Genomic DNA, 16,257 nt, shown 5'->3' on the forward strand with positions numbered 1-16,257 from the left:
GTGCGGGGGGCGTCTCGCGGACCGCCGGCACCGGAGCGCCCGGGCGCAGGGGGAGGGTGACGGTGAAGGTGCTGCCCTCGCCCGGCGTGCTGTGCACGGTGACGTCGCCGCCCAGCAGCCGGGCCAGGTCGCGGGAGATGGACAGGCCCAGGCCGGTGCCGCCGTACTTGCGGTGGGTGCTGCCGTCGGCCTGCCGGAAGGCTTCGAAGATGGCGCCCTGGAGCTCGCGCGGGATGCCGATGCCGGAGTCACGCACCCGGAAGGCCACGCGGCCCGGGCTCTCGGGGGTGAGGGTGAGGGTCACCTCGCCCGCCTCCGTGAACTTGAAGGCGTTGGCGAGCAGGTTCTTGAGCACCTGGCCCAGCCGCTGCGGATCCGTCTCCAGCGTCTCGGGCACATCCGGCGCGACGGTGGTGGCGAAGCGCAGGCCCTTCTGCTCGGCCACGGGTTGGAAGGTGCGGGCCAGGTTCTCCACGAAGCGCTGGAGGCCCACGGACTCCCACTGAGCCTCCACCTTGCCCGCCTCGATGCGCGACAGGTCCAGGATGTCGTTGATGAGGGCGAGCAGATCATTGCCCGCGGAGCCGATGGTCTGCGCGAACCGCACCTGTTCGGCGGTGAGGTTGCCTTCCTTGTTGTCCGCCAGGAGCTTCGCGAGGATGAGCGAGCTGTTGAGCGGCGTGCGCAGCTCGTGGCTCATGTTGGCCAGGAACTCGCTCTTGTAGCGGTTGGTGCGCTCCAGCTCCGTGGCCTTCTCCGTGAGGGTGACCTGCGCCAGGGTCAGGTCGTCGCGCTGGTTCTCCAGCAGGCGCGCCTGTTGCTCCAGCTGGGCGTTGGTCTGCTCCAGCTCCTCCTGCTGGGTCAGCATCCGCGACTGGGACTCCTTGAGGACGCGGCTCTGCTCTTCAATCTCCTCGTTGGAGACGCGCAGCTCCTCCTGCTGGGCCTGGAGTTCCTCGGCCTGGCGTTGCGTCTCTTCCAGGAGCTGTTCCAGGCGGGTGCGGTCGTGCGAGGAGCGCACCGCGACGCCGATGGCGTCCGACACCCGCTGGAGCAGCTCCAGGTCCGACGGGTGCACCGGGTGCAGGAAGCCCAGCTCCAGCACCGCGTTCACCTGTCCGTCCACCTGGGAGGGCGCGATGAGCACATGGCGAGGGCGGCCGCGGATCAGGCCAGAGGCGATGGGCAGGTAGCCTTCGGGCACGTCGCGCAGGTGGAAGACCCGTCCGTCCTTCAGGGCCTGTCCGGCCAGTCCTTCACCGGGGGACAGGTGCTCATTCCTCGCCTCCAGGTCCGGGGGCAGCGCGTGGCCGGCGACGCGGCGGAAGTGGTTCGCCGTGTCCGCGACGTAGAGGGCCCCCACCTGGGCCTCCAACGTGTCGGCGAGCACGCGCAGGATGTTGCCGCCCAGCCGGTCCAACCGCTGTTCGCCCTGCATGCGTGTGGCGAGCGACGCCTGGGCGGTCTGGAGCCACGACTCGATGGCGCGGGCGCGGAAGTCGCGCGCGGTGGTGTACGCCGCGATGCCCAGCAGCGCGAACAGCAGCGCGGAGCCGCTCAGGGTGACGACGAGGGCCAGATTGGCGGACGCCTGGGACTCCGCGTTGCGCCGCGTGAGCAGCGTGCGCTCCTCCAGCTCCATCTCCTCCAGGGTGGCGCGGATGGTGCGCATGGCGGCCAGGCCGCGGTCCTCCTTCACCACGGCGATGGCCTGCCGGCCCTCTCCGCGCAGCTGAAGGTCCACGGTCTCCTGGAGCTCCGCCAGCTTCTCCGTGACGGCGCCCTCCAGCCGGTCCAGCCGCTGCTGCTGCACGGCGCTGTCGGCGATGAGGCCGCGAAGCTCCGTGAGCCGTTCGGGCAGGGTCTTCTTCGCGTGGGTGTAGGGGCTGAGGTAGCTCTCCGCGCCGGTGAGCAGGAAGCCGCGCTGGCCTGTCTCCGCGTCCTTCACGGTGGACAGCACCTCCTCCAGCTTCGCCACGACCGTGAGCGTGTGCGTCACCATGTCGCCCGCGGCCGCGCGCGTCTGGAGGGTGCGGTAGGAGAGCAGCGCGATGGCGAGCACCGCCAGCGCCGCCACGGCGAAGCCCGTGAACGTGGAAGGGGGCAGCGCCGGCCCGAAGCGTTCGATGCGCGGGGCGTCCTTCACGCGGGGCGGGCTCATGAACACCGCCCCACGGCGCACGGAGGGAAGACAGTCAGGATGGAGCGCACGGAAGGACCCGTCCGACGAAGGTGAACGGATCGACTACCATGTCAGGCGGGTGCGTCCGGGAGCCGTGACGGCCGAAGTGTCGCCTTGTGCGCGCCCGGCCGCGAACGTGCCTAGAAGGCGCCCGACAGGCCCACCATCTGGGCGCCGACCATCGGGTTGAGCGACACCGAGGACGCTCGCGTGGTGGAAGGCGGCGCGTCGTCCACGCGGCCGTGCAGGAGCAGGGGCACGGCGACGCCGAACGCGGTGCCCAGCAAGGCGCCGGTGAGCACGTCGGAGAGGTAGTGCTTGTCCGCGCCCATGCGCAGCAGGCCCACGGACGCGGCGAGCGGCAGACCCACGCCCCACACGATGGCCTGGTGCTTGTAGCCGCGCATCGAGGCGACGGTGCCGGCGGACACGGCCAGGGAGAAGGCCAGGTTGGTGTGGCCGCTGTAGAAGGACAGGTTGTTGTCGCTGGGGTGCGCGGTGAGGCCCTTGTCCTCCTCCGGCAGGACGTGGACGAAGGGGCGCTCGCGGCCCAGGGTGAACTTCACGGCCTGGTTGGCGACGGAGGCGAGGACGGCGCTCTGCACCATGATGGTGGCGTCCTGGGCGAAGAACTCACGGGACGCGCCACTGCTGTGGCCCACGGCGTACTGGGTGCCCAGCAGGGCCAGCGGCAGGCCCGCGAACCCGAGGATGTTGCTCCAGGTGTCCGCGCGCTTGCGGGACGCTTCGGTGTTGCCCGCGATGCCTCGGCCCCAGCGGTCCAACTGGTTGAGCCGGTCGGTGCCATCCGGAGCGCGGTCGCACCAGCGGCACTGCGCCGGGGCCAGGTTGCCCTTGAACACCGTCTCGCTGGAGATCCACAGCACGCCGGCGGTGCCGGTGATGATGCCGTCGCGGGTCCAGTCGAAGCGCAGCGCGCGCGGTGCATCGGAGGTGTCCTGCGCGGCGGCGGGGGACAGCGGCGCCAGCAGCAGCAGGCAGAAGGTGGCCAGGGTCCGGTAGGAGGCAGGCATGGGGCGGCGGAGCATAAGGGCGCTCCGCCCCCTGGTTGCAATCCGGCCGGAGTGGGGTCAGCGCGTCCCGGCCTCGTCCTCTTCGACGAGCCGCGCCAGGAAGTCGCCCAGGGCCTTCACCTTGGGAGGGGTGCGCCGGGCCTGGGGCCACACCATCCACAGCGCGCCGCGTTCCAGGGAGTGCTCGCGGAGGAAGGGGCGCAGGGTGCCGGCCTCCAGCTCCGGGCGGATCATCAGCTCCACGAACTGGGCGATGCCGAAGCCCGCCCGGGCCGCGTGGGTGACGGCCTCGCTGTTGTTGAAGACGAAGGTCTCCGGGATGCGAGGCGCGGAGGCGCCCACGGGCTGGCGCAGGGCCCAGGACTCCACGCGGCCAGTGGACACGAAGCGGTAGCGGATGCAGTCGTGTTCCTGGAGCGCGTCGAGCGAGCGCGGCGTCCCGTGCGCCTGGAGGTACGCGGGGGAGGCGCAGAGGATGAAGCGCTTGGGGCCGAGCCTGCGGCGCATGAGGCGCGAGTCGGTGAGCTCCCCGCAGCGCACCGCCGCGTCCAGTCCGTCCCCGACGATGTCGGCCACGTGGTCGTTCACGTCCAGGTCCAGCTCCAGGTGCGGGTACTCGCGGCGGAAGCGCTGGAGGTTGGGGATGATGAGCCGCAGGGCGAGCATCTCCGGGACGGAGACACGCACGCGGCCGCGAGGCGTGCGCACGGCGTGGGCGAGCTCCGATTCGGCGTCGCGCAACTCCGTGAGGGCGCGGATGCAACGCTCGTGGAAGCGGGCGCCCTGTTCGGTGAGGTGCATGCGCCGCGTGGTGCGCTGGAAGAGGCGGGTGCCCAGGCGCTCCTCCAGGCGGGCCACGCTCTTGCTCGCGGCGGAAGGGGTGATGCCCAGCGCACGGGCCGCGGAGGCGAAGCTGCCGGTCTCCGCGACGCGGGCGAAGACGCCAATGGCGGACAGGCTCTCCATGCGTTCCTCCAGGCCTGATGATTCAAGACACCGATGTCCGGAGTGAAATGGCAGACAGCGTCATTTCGCGCACGCCTTTTCCACCGCATGAATGCTGGCGAAAGGAAACACGCGCCATGTCCACGCCCTGGAAGGCTCCGCCGATTCTTGCTCCACCGTCGTCGCATCCCACACCGCCTGACGGCACGGTCTCCCGCCGGGGCGTGCTGAGCGCGGGGGCCGCGCTGATGCTCGCGGGCTGCGGGAGCGCGTCCGGTGCCCGAACGCGCGCGGCTTCGGACGGAGCGGTCGGGCAGGAGCCGGCGGCCTTCACCCAGCACCGGATCACCTCCGCGGATGGCACCTCGCTGTCCTACTTCCGGCACGGCCAGGGGCCCGCGCTCGTCTGGATCTACGGCACGCTCAGCACCTGGGGCGACTGGCGGGACGTCGCGTCGCGGTTGTCTCCCCACTTCACGAACTTCGTGCTGGAACGGCGAGGACGCGGCGCCAGCGCGGACGGCGCGGCGTACGCGCTGGAGCGCGAGGTGGAGGACGTGCTCGCGCTGATGCAGGAGGCCGGGCCCGGTGCCTCGCTGTTCGGCCACTCACTGGGTGGCATCCTGGCGGTGGAGGCGGCGACGCGGCGGCCTCCGGCACGGCTGGTGCTCTATGAACCTCCGTTTCCCATCTCCCAGCCCATCGCGCGCGAAGCGGTGGAGCGCGTCCGGACGACCTGGAAGCGCGAGGGACCGGACGCGGCGCTCGTGGCCGCGCAGCACCACATCTTCCGGATGCTCACGCCGGAGCAGCTCGAAGCCTTCCGCCAGACGCCCCAGTGGGCGAAGCAGCTCGGCATGATGGAGAGCTTCGTGCGTGAAATCAGCGCGGTGGCGGACCTTCCCATGGGTGTGGAGCGCTTCCGCGCCGTGGATACCTCCACCCTCGTGATTCTGGGCGACCAGAGCCCACAGGTGCTCCTCGCGGAACCGGCTCAAGCCCTGGCGAAGGCACTCCCGCACGTGTCCCTCCGCGTGCTGCCGGGACAGGGGCACGTGGCCCACGTCTCCGCACCCGCGCTGCTCGCCCGTGAGGTGGAAGTCTTCCTCTCCGCGCGCTGACGGAGCGGCTGAGCCCCAAGCCCCTGCGCGTCCATGCCGACGTGTCGGACAGGTTTCGGCGCGGCCGCGGTGCCAGCCGCCGAGTTCCAAACGGGTCCGACAGTCGGACCCGTTCGTTCGGCGCGGCCCCGACGGAAAGCGCCAGCGAGGACAGAAGTCATGACCGAAGGCCTGGGAACCTCTGGCCTGAGCGGAGCTGTCCCAGGTCGGGTGGAAGGCCCGCGACCTCGGACTTCCCGGGTTCCGGAGGGCAGCAGGCGGGCGGACAACGGGCCAGGGTGTGGGAATGCCTCGAAAGGAGCATGAAAACGGCGCCCCTGGCCGTTCTAGAGTCCTCGCCCCGCATGCCCCGCCCTGGCCGCACACTCCACGTCTTCCCCGATGCCGCGCGCCGCCAGGCTGCCCTGCGGACGGAGAGGCGTGCGCGGGGCATCTCCGTGGGGACCCACCTGCTCACGTGGGACGACTTCGTCCACGCGCTGGGTGGGGCGCGCGAGCTCAACCGGCGGCCCTGTCCCGCGATGACGGCGCGCGCCGTGGTGTCAGGCCTGGGTGGCACGCTGGGCACCACGCCGTTCGGCGACTACGTGCGCGAGCCCGCCTTCGCCCGCGCCGCGGCGGACGTGCTGTTGGACCTGAAGGCGGGCCGGCTCTCCCCGCGCGAGCTCCAGGACGCCGCGGAGGTGCTGCCGCCAGAGCGCCGCACCCGCGCGCGGGTCCTGGCCCGGCTCTATCACCTGTACGAACAGCGCCTGGCGGAGCTGGGACTCGCGGACCATGAGGACGTGCTCCGGGGCGCGCGCGAGGCACTGGACCGGGGCGCGTGGCCCACGGGCTGGGACGGCGTGACGGGGCTGGTGCTCCACGGCGTCTACGACGTGCGCCCGTCGAAGCTGGAGCTGCTGATGGGCCTCGCGGCGGCGTGCGAGGCGCGTCGCGTGTCGCTGCGCGTGGAGACACCGGTGGGTGGCTCGCCGGTGGCGGACGCGGCGCTCGCGGCGCTGTTCCGCGCCTTCGAGAACCGGGGCGAGACCATGCCCCACGTGGACCTCTTCAAGGCGGACGTCACCTTCGAGGGCCGCCCCTTCACGGACCTGGGCCGGCACCTGTTCTCGCCCCGCGCCGCGCGCGACGTGCTGAAGGGCGCGGTGGATGGGCTGTCCGTGTGGAACGCGACGTCCGCGCGTGAGGAGGCCCGCGTGGTGGCCCGCGATGTGCGGCGGCTCATGGACGCGGGCAGCGCGCCGGGTGACATCGCCATCGCGTACCGGGACCTGGGGCCGGAGGCAGGGTGGCTCGCGGAGGCGTTGGGCGACCTGGGCGTGCCGGTGCGTCTGCCCTGGGGTGAGCCGCTCGCGCTCGCGGGGCCGGTGCGGCTGGCGCTGGAGCTGCCCGTGCTGATGGAGGACGGCTTCCCGGCGGAGCGCGTGGCGGAACTCGTCTCCAGCCGCTACGTGCCCTCGTTGTCGCGCGGAGGGCCGGATGCGCCCGCGACCCTCTTCGCGCTCGCCGCCGCGCGCGACGACCGCCTGGGCGCGACGCGAGGCAAGGGCGCCTACGACGTGCGTCTGGACGGGCTCGCGCGCCGGATGGCCGCGCAGGGGGGCAGGCACAAGGAGGACGCGGTCAAGGTGATGGCCGTGCGCGCGCTGCGCGACCGCGTGATGCGGCTCATCGACGAATGCCGCCACATCCCCCAGGAGGCCCCGGCCGCGGAGTCGGTCGCCGCGTGGTGGAAGGTGGTGGAGCGGCTGGGCCTGCTGGACTCGGCGGGACCGCTGGAGCCCCGCGAGGCTGGCGCGCTGGGTGCGCGCATCGAGGACGCCAGGGCCCGGGACGACGCGGCGCTCGCGGCGTTCCGTCAGCGGATGGAAGCGCTGCTGCGCTCGCTGCGCGCCGTGGGCGGAGGTCCCCGCATCACCCGGCGCGTGCTGGGCCGGTGGCTGGCGGACGCGTTGCGCGACGTGCACCTGCCCGCCCGGGGTGCGTCCACCGGCGCGGTGGAGGTGTTGGACCTGGCCGATGTTCCGGGCCGCACCTTCCGTCACCTCTTCGTCGCCGGGCTCACGGAAGGCCGGCTCCCCGGGCGCGATCCGCCGTCGCCGCTGCTGGGGGACGCGGAGCGCGTGGCGCTCAACCAGCACCTGACCCGGGACGTGTTCCGCCTCACCGGCGGCGAGTTCGACGACCGCGCGCCCTGGCGCCTCACGGAAGACCGGCTGCTCTTCGCCAGCGCGCTCGCGGCGGCGGAGGGCACGTTGAGCCTGTCGTTCGCGGTGAAGGCCGCGGGCGGACAGGAGCAGGTGCCCTCGGCGTTCCTGGAGGAGGTGCGCAGGCTCACCGGCCACAAGTGGGCCACGCGCACGCTGCCGCCCGTGCTGCCGTTGGACGAAGTGCTCACGGCGTCGGAGCTGCGGCGCACCGTGGCGCTGGAAGCGCTGGCGGGCCTGTCGTTCCCCACGTTGCGTGTCACGGAGCCCGACCCCGCGGGACCGCTGCTCAAGGATCGCTTCGGCACGGACGACTGGTTCCGCACCGCGCGAGAGCTGGCCCACATGGAGGCCGCGCGCCTGCGCTTCTTCGGCCGCGAGGACGAACTGCCCGGCGAGTTCACCGGCGGCGTGCAGGGTCCGGAGCTGGAGCAGAAGCTGCGCGACACGTTCCACTTCGGCCTGGAGCGCCCGCTGTCCGCGAGCGCCCTGTCGAAGTTCGGCAACTGCGGCTTCCAGGGCTTCATCGCGTACGGCCTGAAGGTGGCCGAGCCCGTGGTGGCCAGCGAGGAGTTCGACGCCCGGGGACGCGGCACCTTCTGGCACCGCGTGATGGAGGAGGTGTTCCAGGCGCTGAAGGAGAAGAAGCTCCTGGGGCAGGCGCCGGAGGACATCCCCGACGACGTGCTGGAGAAGGCGGTCAAGAAGGCCAGCCGGCACTTCGCGGAGCTGAACCACGTGGGCCACCACGAGCTGTGGAAGCTCGCGGGAGAGAAGGCCCACGCGATGGCCCGGCGCATCCTCGCGGATCCGCGTCACGGCCTGCCGTTCGACCCGCTGGTGCCCGAAGGCTTCGAGCTGCGCTTCGGTCCCGCGGCCGAGGACAAGCGCTGGAGCGACGTGAAGCTGATGGTGGCGGAGGACGCCATCGTCTTCGAGGGGCAGATCGACCGGCTGGACACGGCCGGCGCGGAAGTGGGCGTCATCGACTACAAGACGGGCCGCCTGGACAAGCGCACGCTGAAGGAGAACCTGCTGCGCTCGGACTTCCAGCTCCCGCTGTACCTCTACGCTGCGCGCGAGGCGGGCCACGTGGGCGCGAAGAACGCGGCGTGGTTCTCGCTGCGCACGGGTGACGCCATCCACCTGTCCGCCGTGCTGCCGCCCGCGGAGCTGGAGGACCTGCTGTCCACGGATCCAGAGGTGCGCCAGCGCGTGGCGGACGCCGCCGGGCTCAACCTGCCCAACGCGGTGGAGGACCTGGTGCGGCGCCTGCGCAAGGGCGACTTCCCGGCGCGGCCCAACGATTGCGGCAAGTGCGGCTACCGCGCGGTGTGCCGCATCACCGAGCGCCGCATCTCGGACGAGGGGAGCGGATGAGCGACACCGCGCCCCACATGCTCGCGCTGGAGAAGAACCTGGCCCTGATGGCGGGTGCGGGCGCGGGCAAGACGTACAGCCTGGTGACGATGACGCTGCACCTGTTCGCGGGAGCGCGGCAGGCGGAGCCGCTGCGTCCATCCCGGCTGTGCATGCTCACGTTCACGGACAAGGCCGCCGCGGAGATGCGCAAGCGCGTCCGCGAGCGCCTGGACGCCCTGGCCCAGGGAGACGTGCCGCTGGACGCGGAGAAGGACCTGCGCGCGTCGCTCGCGAGGCTGGAGCGTCCGTTCCCCACGCAGGACGCGTGGCGCAAGGTGCGCGAGGAGCTGGGCGCCGCGACGGTGGGCACGTTCCACTCGCTCTGCGGTCAGCTGCTGCGCCGCGCGCCGCCCGCGGTGGGAATCGATCCCGCGTTCGAAGTGCTGGACGAACTGGAAGCCGCGGGCCTCCTGGAGGACGTCACCGAACGCGTGGTCCTGGACGCGCTGGAGGGCGGCGACGCGCGCGTGCGCGAGCTGTGCGCGGAGCTGGGTTTCTCCGGCTCCGGCTTCTCCGATGGGCTCGTGGCCGCGCTGATGGATGTCTACGGCACGCTGCGCGAGGAAGGCCTCAAGGCCGCCACGGCGCGCGTGGGTGACGGCGTCGCGGACAAGGCACAGCTCGAAGCGCTCATCGAGGACTGCCGCCGCCTGTGCCTGGACGCACGCGCCCAGGACACCAAGGGTGAGTGGAGCGGGCTCCTGAACGCGTGCGAGCCCGCTTTGAAGGGGATGACGCCGGACACGTTCATGCAGCCGGCCCACTTCCCAGCGCTGCGAACCGCGCTGCTGTCGGAGCCGAAGAACCTGGTCAACCTGCGCAAGGGCGCGGGCGCGTGCCTCAAGGAGCTGCTCTGGAGGGTGAAGGGCAAGAGCGACGGCTCCGTGCGGCGGCTGGAGGATGCCTATGCCGCGTGGCGCACGGCTCCGTTCGAAGCGACCTTCCGCGACCTGCTGGGCCAGGTGGAGGAGCGGCACGACGCGGAGCTGACCCGGCGCAACGTGTTCGACTTCACCTCGCTCTTGGTGAAGGCGCGCGACCTCTTGCGCGACCATCCGGAGTTCCGCCAGCAGGTGCAGGAGCGGCTGGGCGCGCTGCTGGTGGACGAGTTCCAGGACACCAACCGGCTGCAACTGGAGCTGGTGCTGCTGCTGTCGGAGCAGCGCGAGGGCGGCCCGCGCGAGCTGGCGGCGGGCGCGGACCTCGTGGCCTCGCTGCCCCTGGAGCCCGCGTTCCTGTGCGCGGTGGGTGACCGCAAGCAGTCCATCTACGAGTTCCGTGGCGCGGACGTGTCCGTGTTCAAGGTCCTGGCGGACAAGATCGAAGCCGAAGGCGGCATGCGCGGCTTCCTCCAGAACAACTACCGCTCGCTGCCGGGCGTCCTGTCCTTCTTCAACCGCACGTTCGCCGGGCTGCTCGTGGCGAAGGAGGCGACGCCCCGTCCCTTCGAGGTCGTCTACGACGCGGCAACGGACGACCTGTCCCCCACGCGCCCGGAGCTGGCCGAAGGGCCCGTGGTGGAGCGGATCACGTTGCCGGAGGCCGACACGGCTCCGGAGCTGCGCGAGTACGAAGCGGACGCGGTGGCTCGCAGGCTGCGGGTGATGCTCGCTCCTGGCGCTCCGGCGACGGTGATGGCGGAGGACCGGAAGGGCCTGCGCCCCGCGCGCGGAGGCGACGTGGCCATCCTCTTCCGGACCTTCACGCACCTGGAGGAGTACCGGCAGGCGTTGATCCACCACGGCGTGCCGCACCGGGTGCTGCGAGGCCGGGGCTTCTACGGGGCCCAGGAGGTGCGCGACCTCGCCTCGTTGCTGGCGTTGCTCGCGGACGCGGACGATGCCCTGGCGTTCGCGGCGGTGTTGCGCTCGCCGCTGGTGGGCCTGTCGGACGCGTCGCTGTTCCGGCTGGCGGGGGACCTGCCCCTGTCGCTCGGTTCATCCCGGTTGGTGGATCCAGACGTCCGCGCCGCGATGTCCGCGCGTGAGCAGTCGCGGCTGGCGCGCTTCCTGGAGCTCATCCCCGTGCTGCGCAAGGAGCGCGACCGGTTGGGTGTGCATGCCCTGCTGCATGCCGCGCTGGAGGCAACGGGGTATCGCGAAGCGCTGGCGGGTTCGCCCTACGCGGAGCAGGCGAGCGCCAACGTGGAGAAGCTCCTGTCGCTGGCGGCGCGGCGGGATGAGCGCGGCACGGGAGGCTGCGTGGCCTTCGCGCGTGAGCTGCGCCAGTTGGCGGACTCCGACCCCAACGAAGCCCAGGCGGACCTGCTGGACGAGGGCGACCCGCGCGCCGTGCAACTGCTCACCATCCACCGCGCCAAGGGCCTGGAGTGGCCGGTGGTCGTGGTGCCTGGGATGGGCGGACGCAGGCGCACCACGTCGGCCCGCGCGTACTTCGAACGTTCCTTCGGCCTGGCCCTGCGGCCCTGGATGCCGGACTCGCTGGACACCTTCACCTCCGAGCGCTTCGAGGCCGTGCGCGCCGAACTGAAGGCCCGCGAGGACGCCGAATACCTGCGCCTGCTCTACGTGGCCCTCACGCGCGCCAAGGACCTGCTCGTGCTGTCGGGCGGAGAGGAGAAGCGCGCGGGCACGGACACGTGGTGGCACCGCGTGGACCGCCGGCTGGACGCGGATCCGGATCTGCGGTCGCTCGCCAGCGACGTGGACGTGGAGCAGCTGCCCCCGCCCGCGGATCCGGAGCCTCCCACGGAGGAACAGCGCGAACAGGCTCGGATCCGTCTGGAGTCCGCTCTGGAGCGGATGTCCGATGCCGCGTCCGGAGCCCTCTTCACCGACGCTCCGGCGATCGCCTCCGTGCGCGCGGTCCAGGACTTCCTCACGTGCCCGCGCCGCTACCACCAGCTCCACCGGCTGGGGCTCGCCGTCGGATCCGAACCCTGGGAAGCCCCCGCGCGGTCCGCGCCCCTCTTCGTCGAGCCCGAGGGCTGGCTGCCCGTGGAGCGTCCGGACCAGCTCGTCACGCGGCTGTTGCGAGAGGTGGACCTGTCGCTCGCGGGCTCGGACGCGGAAGCCTCCGAGCGGCGCGCGCACCTGGAGAACCTGCTGCGGAGCGCGGGCCGGGATCCGGCCGAGGACGAACTGGGCGACGTGATGACCACCGTCGAACGTTTCCTGGAGACCTCCTTCGCCCGCCAGCTGTCGGCGGTGCCCGCGTCCTCCATCCACCGGGGGCTGGACTTCGTGCTGGACCTGGACGACGGCGCCAGCGTGGAAGGGGCCGTGGACCTGCTCTGGGAGTCGCCAGACGGTGAGGCCGTGGCGGTGCTCCTGCGCCCGGGCGCCCGCCACCCCCTGGGGCCGGCCGCGTGCGCTCATGAGCTGACGGCCCTGTCCCTGGCGTCCGCGCGGATGGTGCGCGACGGGGTGCCGGTGCGGGTGGGCGTGGCCTTCCTGGGGGATGCGTCCCCGGAGCCGGAATTCCTCCCGGCCGGATCCGCTGACGCCGGGGCGGTGCGACGGCTGGCCGAGGGCGTCCGGGCCCTGGTCCAGGCCGAATCCACGCGGGGATGGCAGGGGTGGGACAAGGCAGCCTGCCAGGCCCTTCACTGCGGCTTCGCGGAACACTGTCACCCGGCCCCTCCCGCGTGCTAAGCGGCGGGCACCATGCCGAACGTCGTCGTCATCGGAGCGCAGTGGGGAGATGAGGGGAAGGGCAAGGTCGTCGACCTTCTCACCGAGCACGCCCAGGTGGTCGTCCGTTTCCAGGGCGGCAACAACGCGGGCCACACGCTGGTGGTCGGGGGGCAGAAGACCGTCCTGCACCTGATCCCCTCGGGCATCCTTCACCCGGGCAAGACGTGTGTCATTGGCAACGGAGTGGTGGTGGATCCCGCCGTCCTCGTCGGGGAGATCGACGCGCTCAAGGTGCGCGGCTTCCTCAAGGATGACGCGCAGCTGCTCATCTCCGACAACGCCCACGTCATCTTCCCGTGGCACAAGCTGCTGGACAGCTTCCGCGAGAAGGCCCGCGGCGGCAGCGCCATTGGCACCACGGGGCGGGGCATCGGTCCGGCCTACGAAGACAAGGTGGCCCGCCGGGGCATCCGCGTGCGCGACCTGCTCCACCCGGAGCGCCTGCGCCGCCGCATCGACGAGCGCCTCCCCGCCGCGCTGGAGGAGCTGAAGGACCTGTGCGCCCAGGCGGGCGTGGACGTGCCGCGCCTGGAGACGCCGCAAGTGCTGGCGGAGTTCACCGCGCTGGGCGAGCGGCTGCGCCCCTACGTGCACGACGTGTCCCTCTTCCTCTCCGAGCAGGTCCGCCGCGGCGCCCGCATCCTCTTCGAGGGCGCGCAGGGCACGCTGCTGGACGTGGATCACGGCACCTATCCGTTCGTCACCAGCTCCAACTGCGTGGCGGGCAACGCCGCGGTGGGCTCGGGCCTGGGGCCCACGGCCATCGACAAGGTGATGGGCATCAGCAAGGCGTACACCACGCGCGTCGGCGGAGGCCCGTTCCCCACGGAGCTGAGCGACGAGCTGGGAGACCGGCTGCGCAAGGTGGGCGACGAGTTCGGCGCCACCACGGGCCGCCCGCGCCGCTGCGGCTGGCTGGACGGCGTGGTGCTGCGCTACGCGGTGCGTGTCAACGGCCTGTGGGGCATCGCGCTCACCAAGCTGGACGTGCTCAGCGGCATCAAGACGCTCAGCATCTGCAACGCGTACGAACTGGACGGCCAGCGCGTCACGGAGCTGCCCGGTGACTACGAGGACCTGGCGCGCGTGAAGCCCATCTACGAAACGCTGCCCGGCTGGGATGAGAAGCTCGCCGGCGTGCGCACCTTCGATGAGCTGCCCGAGGCCGCCAAGCGCTACGTGCGCCGCGTGGAAGAGGTCAGCGGCGTGCCCGTGGTGTGCGTCTCCGTGGGCGCCGACCGCGGCGAGACGGTGCTCCTGCAGAACCCCTTCCGCAGCTAGGAAGGACGCAGGCCGAAGTGGTCCTGGCCCGCCGGGGGCCAGGACGGGAGAGGGACATGGTTCGCACGCGCAGGTTCCAGCTCGGGGTCTCGGCGGTGGTGTGGCTTGGCACGATGGCGGTGCCGGCCCAGGCGCAGGTACAGCCCCCGGCCTCCGAGGCGAAGTCCGCCGCCCAGCCCGCGCGCGCGCCAGGTCCTGCCACCGACACGAAACCCGGCCCCGCGGAGGCCCAGCCCCAGCGCACGTCGCAGGCGGTGCTGGCGGCCACGCGGATCCGTGACGGGGACGCGCTGATGCGCGAGCGCCGCTACCGCGAGGCGGCCTTCGCCTTCCTCGACGCGAAGCACGCGGCCCCGGAGCATGTGGAGGCCCGCTTCAAGCTGGGCAACGCGCTGGCGGTGCTCGGCTACTACGCGCGCGCCATCGACGAGTGGGAGACCGCGTCGCGCCTCACCCAGGACGCCGCCATCCGCCAGAGCGCGCAGGACAACATCACCCGGGCGCGCGTGAAGCAGGCGGAGGCCGGCGCGTCCCCTCAGGCCATGGGGCAGCCGCCCGGTTCGGGTCCGGTGGCGGACACGACGCGGGCCCAGGCGCGCCGCGCCTACGAGCAGGGCGTCCAGCACATCAGCCAGCGCGCCTACGCGCCCGCGCTCCAGACGTTGACGCAGGCCCTGCAGCAGGAGCCGCTCCTGACCGTGGCGTACATCGCGCGAGGCAGCGCCAACATCGGGCTGCGGCGCTACGCGGAGGCCGCGGCGGACTACCAGTTCGCGCTGAAGCTGGAGCCGGAGTCGGCCTCGCCGCTGTACGGCCTCGCGGAGGCGTACCGCGCGCTGGGCCGCAACCTGGAGGCCCGCGACCTCTACGAGCGCTATGCCCGCTCCACCGCCGCGGACGCCCGCCCCGAGCTGAAAGAGGAGTCCCGCCAGAAGGCCGAGCGCCTGCGCTGACCGCCTGCCTGGTAGGCGAACGGGCATTGCCGGAGGGGCTGTCCAGGCCACTATTTTGAAGGCATGGACGGACGCGATCGGACGGTGGAGGGGAAGCAGCCGCACCAAATCTTTCGCCCCCGCAGGGTGCTCGCCGCGCTGATGGCGGCGGCAGGCCTGTTATGGCTGGGCGTCTTCGCCTGGCTGTTCCATTTCGACGGGGTGCCGCTGCAGACGTTCCTGTCCGCGGCCTTCTTCGTCGTCTTCTTCGCGGTGGCCGTCGCCTACTACGGCCGCACCCGCATCGAGGTGGACTCCCATGGCGTCACCTGCCGGGGCATGGTGCGCACCCGGCGCTTCTCCTTCGCGGACATCCGCAAGCTGGACGTCATCTCGGGGCCCGTGACGGTCTACGCCATCCGGGGCAGCAAGGGCTTCGTGCACTTCACCAGCTTCTTCCGGCACCACCGCTACCTGGCCCGGCTCCTGGTGGAACGCGCGGGCCTCTCGCCCCTGCCGGCGTAAGGACGCCCGCTTCAGCCCGCCGCCACCAAGGAAGCGGCGAGCAGGGCCCCCAGGGCCAGCGCGATGGCCCCGGCGATGATCCACGCCTCCATCCGCCGTGGCTTCCCTTCCGGAGGCCACGGCGTTTCCGTTTCCGCCAGCGCCTCCAGGGCGGCCACCGGCGGAGGCACGGGCAGGGCCTCCCCCGAAGCCTCATCGAACGCGGCCTGGAAGCGGAGCAGCGAGCGCCCCAGCTCCACGACGTCTCCGTCCGCCAGCGGTCCGGGGGCCTCCAGCCGCACGCCATTGAGGAACACGCCGTTGGGCGTCCCCAGGTCCTCCAGCACGAAGCCCGCGTCCTCGCGGCGGATCCGCGCGTGCATCCGGGACACGGCCCGGTCGCGCAGCCGCAGGGCCACGCCATCGCCCCGGCCGATGTCGGTGCATGCCTCCGCGAGCGCGTGACAGCGGCCCACGTCCAGTCCGGTGAGGCAGGTGAGGGTGGCGGCGCGGGACGGAAGCGCTTCCGCATCCGTCAGCAGTCCCTTGAGCACCGCGACAGTGCCCACGCCGCGCTGGGGGGCACCCGGTTCGGCGAGCACGCGCAGGCACATCCCGTCTGGCAGGCCCAGCACCTCGCCGGGCACCACCAGACGCGACACGCCGGGCAGCACGCGCACCGCGTTCACGGTGAAGCTGCGCACCGCCTCCACCATGAGCCGCCCGGAGCCGATGCGCAGGGTCAACAGCCCCGGAGGCAGGCCCGCCAGGTGGATGTGATCCTCCGGGCCGCCGCCCAGCAGGTGGTGGCCCTCGGTCAGCTCGAACGGGGTGGGGGTGCCCAGGTGCTCGAATTCGAAACGCATGCGAACGCCCGGCAGCAAGGCTCACGCCTGCCACCGGACGCCGCGTTTTCGCGAGGTTGCCCCAAGCGCCCCATCCATCCCCGGCCTCCCATGTCCGGAGGCCG

10 protein-coding genes are annotated in these 16,257 nt (G+C 72.1%); 6 read left to right on the forward strand and 4 right to left on the reverse strand.

The genetic code is table 11. From position 1 onward, the window contains the following. The 3 genes from D7X32_RS06335 to D7X32_RS06345 all read right to left on the reverse strand — a co-directional run. The coding region (locus D7X32_RS06335) for a CHASE3 domain-containing protein (protein ID WP_120601662.1) at positions 1 to 2,161 on the reverse strand (2,161 nt) is incomplete at its 3' end. Between the two features lie 161 nt (positions 2,162 to 2,322). Next, complete coding sequence (locus tag D7X32_RS06340) at positions 2,323 to 3,216, reverse strand: phosphatase PAP2 family protein (protein ID WP_120601663.1); 894 nt, start codon at positions 3,214 to 3,216, stop codon at positions 2,323 to 2,325. A 57-nt stretch (positions 3,217 to 3,273) separates the two neighbouring features. Beyond that, positions 3,274 to 4,182: a LysR family transcriptional regulator gene (locus D7X32_RS06345; RefSeq protein WP_120601604.1), complete on the reverse strand. Its 909-nt coding sequence runs from the start codon at positions 4,180 to 4,182 to the stop codon at positions 3,274 to 3,276. A 116-nt stretch (positions 4,183 to 4,298) separates the two neighbouring features. Between D7X32_RS06345 and D7X32_RS06350 the strand changes: the two genes are divergently transcribed. From D7X32_RS06350 to D7X32_RS06375, 6 genes are all read left to right on the forward strand, one after another. Then, positions 4,299 to 5,282 (forward strand): alpha/beta fold hydrolase, encoded by a 984-nt coding sequence (locus D7X32_RS06350; RefSeq protein ID WP_158625618.1) that lies wholly within the window; start codon positions 4,299 to 4,301, stop codon positions 5,280 to 5,282. Positions 5,283 to 5,626: 344 nt separating this feature from the next. Continuing rightward, a complete protein-coding gene (locus D7X32_RS06355; protein WP_120601606.1) occupies positions 5,627 to 8,872 on the forward strand; it encodes a PD-(D/E)XK nuclease family protein in 3,246 nt (1,081 codons plus the stop codon). Further along, entirely contained in the window at positions 8,869 to 12,528 is a 3,660-nt protein-coding gene (locus tag D7X32_RS06360; RefSeq protein ID WP_120601607.1) for a UvrD-helicase domain-containing protein, read from the forward strand. Before D7X32_RS06355 ends, D7X32_RS06360 begins: the two co-directional genes overlap by 4 nt. 12 nt (positions 12,529 to 12,540) lie before the next feature. Further along, positions 12,541 to 13,851 (forward strand): adenylosuccinate synthase, encoded by a 1,311-nt coding sequence (locus tag D7X32_RS06365; RefSeq protein WP_120601608.1) that lies wholly within the window; start codon positions 12,541 to 12,543, stop codon positions 13,849 to 13,851. A gap of 56 nt (positions 13,852 to 13,907) precedes the next feature. Next, positions 13,908 to 14,804 carry a tetratricopeptide repeat protein gene (locus D7X32_RS06370; RefSeq protein WP_120601609.1) on the forward strand — a complete coding sequence of 299 codons (897 nt, stop codon included), beginning with the start codon at positions 13,908 to 13,910 and terminating at the stop codon, positions 14,802 to 14,804. Between the two features lie 63 nt (positions 14,805 to 14,867). Further along, entirely contained in the window at positions 14,868 to 15,308 is a 441-nt protein-coding gene (locus tag D7X32_RS06375) for a PH domain-containing protein (protein ID WP_120601610.1), read from the forward strand. A gap of 11 nt (positions 15,309 to 15,319) precedes the next feature. Here D7X32_RS06375 and D7X32_RS06380 read toward each other — a convergent pair whose 3' ends face one another. Continuing rightward, positions 15,320 to 16,153, reverse strand: a complete 834-nt coding sequence (locus tag D7X32_RS06380; protein ID WP_120601611.1) for an FHA domain-containing protein — start codon at positions 16,151 to 16,153, stop codon at positions 15,320 to 15,322. Positions 16,154 to 16,257 lie beyond the last annotated feature (104 nt).

It is taken from the genome of Corallococcus carmarthensis (genome assembly GCF_003611695.1).
GTDB classification, from domain to species: domain Bacteria; phylum Myxococcota; class Myxococcia; order Myxococcales; family Myxococcaceae; genus Corallococcus; species Corallococcus carmarthensis.